Source organism: Paraburkholderia sp. GAS33 (assembly GCF_050436645.1).
In the GTDB taxonomy this organism is placed as follows: domain Bacteria; phylum Pseudomonadota; class Gammaproteobacteria; order Burkholderiales; family Burkholderiaceae; genus Paraburkholderia; species Paraburkholderia phenazinium_B.
The window spans coordinates 143188-150698 of sequence record NZ_JBNDMP010000017.1 but is presented as its reverse complement, the minus strand read 5'-3'; the positions used below and the strand labels follow the sequence as shown (position 1 = coordinate 150698).

Genomic DNA, 7511 nt, shown 5'->3' with positions numbered 1-7511 from the left:
TTCCCATCCCGAACAGGACCGTGAAACGACTCCACGCCGATGATAGTGCGGATTACCCGTGTGAAAGTAGGTAATCGTCAGGCTCCCTAGCAGCATCAGAAACCCCACCCCGCAAAGGTGGGGTTTCTGCGTTTACGCCCATCGAAGCGCGCAGGCCACCTAGTGCCAGATACCGCTCGGGCGAGCGGAGAGCGTGCCCCGCCCGCAACAAACCAAACCCACCAAACTACCTGGACGCCAAAAACTTCTGCGCGAGCCGTACCCAATACGTCGACCCAATCGGCAAAAGCTCATCGTTAAAATCGTAACTCGCGTTATGCAGCATGCAGGGTCCGGCACCATGACCGGCATCGCGATGCCCGCCCCCTCCATTGCCGAGGAAAGCGTAGCAACCCGGCTTGGCGAGCAGCATGAACGAAAAGTCCTCGGCGCCCATTGTTGGCTCCACGGCGTCGTCAACGTTTTCTGCCCCCACAACCTCCTTCATGACCGACGCGGCAAAGCGCGTCTCTTCGCTGCTATTCACCGTAGGCGGATAGTTGCGATGGAAGCGGATATTTACCGAACAGTCGTAAGCCGCAGCAATATTCTCTGCAATCGTCCGCATACGAGCTTCGACGAGGTCCAGCGTTTCCGTCGTGAACGTGCGTACAGTGCCCGCCATCCAGGCTCGATCAGGAACGACGTTCACCGCATCGCCTGCGTGAATCTGCGTGATCGACAGTACCGCCGTATCCAGCGGCTTCTTGTTACGCGTGATGATGCCCTGCAGTCCGTTGGCGATCTGCACCGCGGTGAAAACAGGGTCGCGACCGTTGTGCGGCATCGCCGCGTGTGATCCTACGCCTGTGATTTCGATGCGGAATTCGTTGCTCGACGCCATGATCGGGCCTTCGGTCACGCCGAATTGCCCAGCCGGCATACCCGGCCAGTTATGAATCCCGAACACAGCATCGACGGGAAACTTCGTGAACAGACCATCGTCGATCATCGCCTGCGCGCCTGCACCGCCTTCTTCGGCCGGCTGGAAAATGAACACAATCGTTCCGTCGAACTCGCCATGCCTGGCCAGGTGTCGAGCGGCACCCAATAGCATGGCCGTATGCCCATCGTGTCCACAGGCGTGCATCTTCCCGTCGTGACGAGAGCGATGCTCGAAGCTGTTGATCTCCTGGATCGGTAGCGCATCCATGTCGGCTCGCAATCCGATAGAGCGATTGCTACTGCCGCGCTTCAGAATGCCCACGACACCGGTCTTACCGAGGCCGCGATGGACCTCGATACCCCACTCAGTCAGACTTTTCGCGACAAGATCGGAAGTCTGGGTCTCTTCGTAGCGCAGTTCCGGATGCGCGTGAATGGTTCGTCGGAGGGTTTGTATTTCGCCGTGTGCGGCCTGGATTTCGGGGATTAGTTTCATGGTGCGATGTGCTTCGATATGCATTGAGTTGCTCGAGGCTATTCGCCCGGGCTCGGTGATGATCAATTCTACGCCCACCCGCATTTTTGGCGGCGCGGGAGAGTGCGGGCGACCACGGACGTAATAAAATTGCATTTCGTGCCAAGTTGTCCTTTATACGGATCTCCCCATGAATGCCCCGACCGAATTTGCCCGCGCCGTGTGTCCGCATGACTGCCCGGACACCTGCGCGATGCGCGTGACAGTCGAGCATGGTCGGGCGATCAAGGTGGTTGGCGATCCCGATCATGCGCCGACGCAAGGGGCGTTGTGCACCAAGGTCAGCCGTTATGCGGAGCGGGTACATCATCCGCGCCGCCTTACGCAGCCGATGCGCCGCGTCGGCGCCAAAGGTGAGGGCCGCTTTGAGCCGATCAGTTGGGATGAGGCGCTTGGACTCGCGGCCGCGCGTCTATCGGAAATTGCGAGCCGCGCTCCCGAGGCGATCGTTCCTTACAGCTACGCCGGAACGATGGGCCTCGTCCAGGGCGACAGCATCGCCCAGCGGTTCTTCCACAAGCTGGGCGCATCCCAATTGGACCGTACGATCTGCGCGGCGGCCGGCGCGGCTGGTCTGAAGTACACCTACGGTGCGAGTCTCGGCATGCTGACGGAGTACTTCGCCGAGAGCGAACTCATTCTGATCTGGGGATCGAATCCGATCGCATCGAATCTGCACTTTTGGACCCGTGCGCAGGAGGCCAAACGCAACGGTGCGCGTCTGATTGCGATTGACCCATACCGCTCGCTGACGGCGGAAAAATGCCATCAGCATATCGCCCTCAAACCCGGCACCGACGGTGCGCTTGCCCTCGGCATGATGAACGTGCTGATCACCGAAGATTGGCTCGATCACGCCTATATCGCCGAACATACCTTGGGCTTTGAACAACTGAAGGCGCGCGCGCTGGACTACCCACCCGCTCGCGTAGCCCGGATTTGCGGTATTGATGCGCAGACGATCGTCGACCTCGCACGCCTTTACGGTAGAACCCGAAAGGCCGCGATCCGCATGAATTACGGCTTGCAACGAGTACGCGGCGGGGGCAATGCGGTGCGCGCCATCGCCTGTCTGCCCTCGTTGACCGGCGCGTGGCGCGAGCGCGCCGGCGGGGCGTTGCTCTCTTCGTCAGGCTGGGCGCCAGTCGATTCCCACGCGCTGCAACGTCCTGACCTGATCCCCGGTTGGCCGTCGCACCAGCCGCGCGTGATCAATATGAATGCGATTGGCGACGCATTGCTGCATCCCGGCGACGCCCAATTCGGTCCCAAGATCGAAGCGGTGATCGTCTACAACTCGAACCCGGTTGCTGTTGCACCGGACTCGCAGCGGGTTGCGGCCGGCTTTGCGCGGGAGGATCTGTTTACGATCGTCCTCGAGCATTTTCAGACTGACACCGCTGACTACGCCGACTTGCTGCTGCCCGCGACCACGCAGCTAGAACATCTCGATCTGCATAAGTCTTACGGGCACACGCACGTGATGGCGAACCTGCCCGCGATTCAACCGGTAGGCGAGGCCCGGCCCAACACTGAAATCTTCCGCGGCATCGCCCGCCATATGAACCTGCAGGAGCCGGCGCTGTTCGAGACGGACGAGAGCGTGGCCGCAAACGCGTTCCGTTGGAGCGACCCGGTATTCGCAGGTGTCGACTGGGTGTCCCTGAAAGCGAGCGGCTGGGCGAAGCTCAATCTGCCTGATGCTCCCTTTGCCGAAGGCGGGTTCCGCACTCCTTCCGGCAAGTGCGAATTTTTTAGCGAGCGGCTCGCACAGCAAGGACTCGATCCGTTGCCCGACTATTTGCCACCCTACGAATCCGCCGACGGCGCCCCCGAACTCGCGGCCCGTTTTCCTCTGGCGATGATTTCGCCGCCGGCCCGCAATTTCCTGAACAGCACCTTCGTCAACGTGGAGAGTTTGCGCTCGACCGAAGGCGAGCCGCATCTCGACATTCACCCCATCGACGCGAGCCGGCGCGAGGTTATCGACGGCGACCTCGTGCGCGTTTTCAACGACCGCGGTTCGATGCAGGCCCGCGCCCGGGTCACCGACAAGGCGCGGGAAGGTCTCGTAGTCGGACTTTCTATCTGGTGGAAAAAACTCGCCCCCGACGGCTGCAACGCGAATCAGGTGACGAGCCAGGCGCTGACAGACCTTGGCGGTTCGGCCACCTTCTACGATTGCCTCGTCGAGGTCGAGCGCGTTGCAAGCCTTTGAGACGCATCGCACGACACCTGCCTCCGTCACAGCACGCCGTTGAGTGCGAGCCGTGTTGGAGGGTGGCATCTAACCTACGTGCATTCGCAAATGGCAGAGTAGAGCGCATGCTACGATGCCCGTTTAGCACGACCATTCGAAAATAAAGGAGGAGACGCCGCATGGAAAAAATCTGGCTGAAATCATATCCGCCCGGCGTTCCAGCAGAAATCGATCCGAGTCAGTACTCGTCCGTTGCCGAACTGTTCGAAGAAAGCTTTCGTGAATATCAGACCAAGCCTGCGTTCGTCTGCATGGGGAAGCAGATAACGTATGGCGAACTGGACACCCTGTCGCGCAAGCTTGCGGCGTGGTTCCAGTCCAAAGGTCTCGCGCGGGGCGCGCGTATCGCGATCATGATGCCCAACGTGCTGCAGTACCCGGTGGCGATCGCAGCCATCTTGCGCGCGGGATACGTGGTGGTGAACGTGAATCCGCTTTACACGCCGCGCGAGCTCGAACATCAACTCAAGGATAGCGGCGCCGAAGCCATCATCCTGCTCGAGAATTTCGCGGTGACGCTCCAGGCGGTGCTGCGCAATACGGCCGTCAAGCATGTGGTGGTCGCGGCGATGGGCGATCTGATGGGCGCGAAAGGGCTCATCGTGAACTTCGTCGTACGTCACGTGAAAAAGATGGTGCCGGCGTGGAGCTTGCCGGGGCACATCAAGTTCAATGCAGCGATTGCCGAGGGTGCTCGCCAGGAGTTCAAGCCGGTCAAGCAAGGGCCGGACGACGTCGCGTTCCTGCAATACACCGGTGGCACGACCGGCGTCGCGAAAGGCGCCACCTTGCTCCATCGCAACCTGATTGCCAACGTCCTGCAGTCGCAAGTCTGGCTCGACCCGGCGCGCGAGGGACGAGACGACATCGACCAGTTCATCACCGTCGTCGCGCTGCCGCTGTATCACATCTTCGCCTTGACGGTATGTGGACTACTCACCGTTCGTACCGGAGGGCTTGGCGTGCTGATTCCAAATCCGCGCGACATCGGTGGCATGATCAAGGAGCTGCAAGGTTATGCGATCACCACTATTCCGGCGGTGAACACGCTCTATAACGCGATGCTCAACCATCCCGATTTCGACAAGCTCAACTTCTCGAAGCTGCTCGTCGCCAATGGTGGGGGGATGGCTGTTCAGGAAGCCGTCGCGAAGCGCTGGTATGAAAGGACGCACACGCCGATCGTCGAAGGTTACGGCATGTCGGAGACGTCGCCGTGTGTGACCTGCAATCCGGTGTCGGTTACTTCGTACAGCGGCACGATCGGTTTGCCATTGCCATCGACCGAGATCTCGATTCGCGACGACGACAATAACGAGGTGCCCCTCGGTCAACCGGGTGAGATCTGCATCCGCGGTCCGCAGGTGATGGCCGGCTATTGGAACCGTCCGGATGAAACCGCCAAGGTGATGACCGCGGACGGCTTCTTCAAATCGGGCGACGTCGGCGTGGTGAGCGACGCGGGTTATGTGAAGATTGTCGACCGCAAGAAGGACATGATTCTGGTGTCCGGTTTCAATGTCTATCCGAACGAGATTGAAGACGTCGTCGCCAAGCTACCTGGCGTGTTTGAAGTTGCTGCGGTTGGCGTGCCGGATCAGCATTCGGGCGAAGCGGTGAAGCTGTTCATCGTCAAGAAGGATCAGGCACTGACCGACGCGGACATCTTCGCTTTCTGCAAGGAACAGCTCACCGGCTACAAGCGGCCGAAGATTATCGAGTTCCGCACGGAACTGCCGAAGAGCAATGTGGGCAAAATCTTGCGGCGGGAATTACGCGACGGCCGCGCGTGAGGCGTGTCTTGTCTTGACCGCATGTAGCGCCGACTAGCGAAGCCAGCCTGATCAAAAGAAGAACGGCCCGACGAGTAAATCTCGCCGGGCCGTTTCTATTTGCGCGAAGCCTGAGGCGGCACCAACGGCGCTACCTTTCTCCCACTTCAGTCGAACAAACTTCCATACAAAAAAAAGCGCCCGAAGGCGCCTTTAGGATGTACAGCTTTATTACGACTTGTTAACCCGGTGCGTTTTGTTTTTTGGTCGCTTTGTTTTTCTACCCTCGCGAGAGGTTCGTCGCTAATGTAACAAAAGGGATACCCTGCGCAAAGAAAAAGCAGGTTGCTCGGTACGTAGCTGTTTCGTTTACGCAACATGGTCTAAAATTGAAAAATAGTCATGAAATCAGCCCTTAACGGAAGTCCCGACGCGCGAGTTGCTTTGCAGACGCACGTCGCACGGACCTCCGGAAGATCCGGGCTGATGTGTCGAACCGGGAGGGCTGGATGCTGGATGAATTGATTACCGAGCTGGATCGGGGTTTACGTTCAATGACAGGCGTATCGCGGATGAGCCGTCCAGTGCCTGTGCCGCCCGTGGTGGCGGAGATGCCGGAGCTGTCGCCGGCCGAGCGTGAGCATGCGGCCGCCCTGATGCGTGTGAACCACGTCGGTGAGGTGTGTGCCCAGGCGCTTTATCAGGCGCAAAAACTGGCCACCCGTTCTCCCGCCTTGAAAGAGACCTTCGAGCGTGCAGCTCGCGAAGAAGAGGACCATCTCGCGTGGACCGCGCGCCGTCTGGAAGCACTCGACTCGCGTCCCAGTCTGCTGAATCCGCTTTGGTATGCAGGTGCTCTTGCGCTCGGTCTGGTGGCTGGACGCTTCGGAGATCGTGTGAGCCTCGGCTTCATGGCCGAGACCGAGCGTCAGGTGGAGCAGCACCTCGACAGCCATCTCGAGAAGCTGCCAGAGGCGGATCTCGAGTCTCGCGCGATCGTCGAACAGATGCGCACCGACGAGGCCGCGCACGGTAAAGCCGCGATCGATGCGGGCGGTGTCGAACTGCCTTTTCCCGCTCGCGTCCTGATGCGCGCGGCGTCGAAAATCATGACCCGGACTGCCTACTACGTTTAATCGCTGTGGAAGTGGGACGGTGCAGCGTGCGCCGTCCGTTCAATCGCCTCAAACCCTCCGCTGATTCGTTTAATCCCCCGCCGCAGATCGCTTAGATTCCACGCCTTTCCCCGGGACTTTTCACGTATCACCTTCACAAGTTGCACTAGTCCATTCATTTATAACGGTTTTCTGTTTTAGGCCTGACTTGAAAGAGTCGCGCTAAGTCCTTGTTCTAACAAACAAATTTCGTTAAAAAACCACGCATCTCCCTTGACCCCTCCTGGGGCTTCCTCTAAAGTGGGAGACAGTGTGAGAAAGTGTATTTTTGTGTGATCTCACAGATGGTTTCAGGTAGATTTTCACGGATCGGGTGGTTGGCGCGCTAAGCGCCAACTCTGGTCGACCGCAGCAAGCTGCATGGGACTGGAGTAGGCGCTAAAGCGCCAACTCCAGTCGACAAGGGAGAGAGAAGTGTTCCAAGGGGCGTCGGCGCTGACGCTCGATGCGAAAGGGCGGATGTCTATTCCCTCTCGGTATCGGGATGCGCTGCAGACACAGGCAGAGGGCCGGGTGACGATCACCAAGCACCCGGACGGTTGCCTGTTGCTCTTTCCGCGCCCGGAATGGGAGATCTTCCGCGACAAGGTCGACAAGCTGCCCATGAACGCGACCTGGTGGAAGCGCATTTTCCTCGGCAACGCAATGGACGTTGATATGGACGGCGCAGGGCGCGTGCTCGTGTCGCCGGAATTGCGCACGGCTGGCGGGCTGGAAAAAGAATTGACGTTGCTCGGCATGGGCCGCCACTTCGAACTGTGGGATGCACAAACATACGCCGCCAAGGAACAGGCGGCAATGGCTGAGGGCATGCCCGAAGCGTTAAAAGATTTCACGTTCTGATC

5 protein-coding genes are annotated in these 7511 nt (G+C 59.4%); 4 read left to right on the top strand and 1 reads right to left on the bottom strand.

The features are described 5' to 3' along the window. Nucleotides 1–226 precede the first annotated feature (226 nt). Nucleotides 227–1420: a M20 aminoacylase family protein gene (locus P3T24_RS35015; RefSeq protein ID WP_429286660.1), complete on the bottom strand. Its 1194-nt coding sequence runs from the start codon at nt 1418–1420 to the stop codon at nt 227–229. A 169-nt stretch (nt 1421–1589) separates the two neighbouring features. Between P3T24_RS35015 and P3T24_RS35010 the strand changes: the two genes are divergently transcribed. The 4 genes from P3T24_RS35010 (at nt 1590) to mraZ (ending at nt 7509) form a co-directional block, all read left to right on the top strand. After that, a complete protein-coding gene (locus P3T24_RS35010; RefSeq protein ID WP_429441350.1) occupies nt 1590–3677 on the top strand; it encodes a molybdopterin-containing oxidoreductase family protein in 2088 nt (695 codons plus the stop codon). 161 nt (nt 3678–3838) lie between these two features. Beyond that, nucleotides 3839–5512 (top strand): long-chain fatty acid--CoA ligase, encoded by a 1674-nt coding sequence (locus P3T24_RS35005; RefSeq protein WP_429441348.1) that lies wholly within the window; start codon nt 3839–3841, stop codon nt 5510–5512. Between the two features lie 488 nt (nt 5513–6000). Next, nucleotides 6001–6627, top strand: coding sequence for a 2-polyprenyl-3-methyl-6-methoxy-1,4-benzoquinone monooxygenase (gene coq7, locus P3T24_RS35000; RefSeq protein WP_429441346.1), 627 nt, complete (start codon nt 6001–6003; stop codon nt 6625–6627). Nucleotides 6628–7080: 453 nt separating this feature from the next. Further along, nucleotides 7081–7509: a division/cell wall cluster transcriptional repressor MraZ gene (gene mraZ, locus P3T24_RS34995; protein WP_074262566.1), complete on the top strand. Its 429-nt coding sequence runs from the start codon at nt 7081–7083 to the stop codon at nt 7507–7509. The last annotated feature ends 2 nt before the right edge of the window (nt 7510–7511 follow it).

Bases quoted from the DNA above. Each gene is read 5' to 3' on its own strand.
- coq7 (WP_429441346.1), top strand. From the start codon at position 6,001: ATGCTGGATGAATTGATTACCGAGCTGGATCGGGGTTTACGTTCAATG.
- P3T24_RS35005 (WP_429441348.1), top strand. From the start codon at position 3,839: ATGGAAAAAATCTGGCTGAAATCATATCCGCCCGGCGTTCCAGCAGAA.
- P3T24_RS35010 (WP_429441350.1), top strand. From the start codon at position 1,590: ATGAATGCCCCGACCGAATTTGCCCGCGCCGTGTGTCCGCATGACTGC.
- P3T24_RS35015 (WP_429286660.1), bottom strand. From the start codon at position 1,420: ATGAAACTAATCCCCGAAATCCAGGCCGCACACGGCGAAATACAAACC.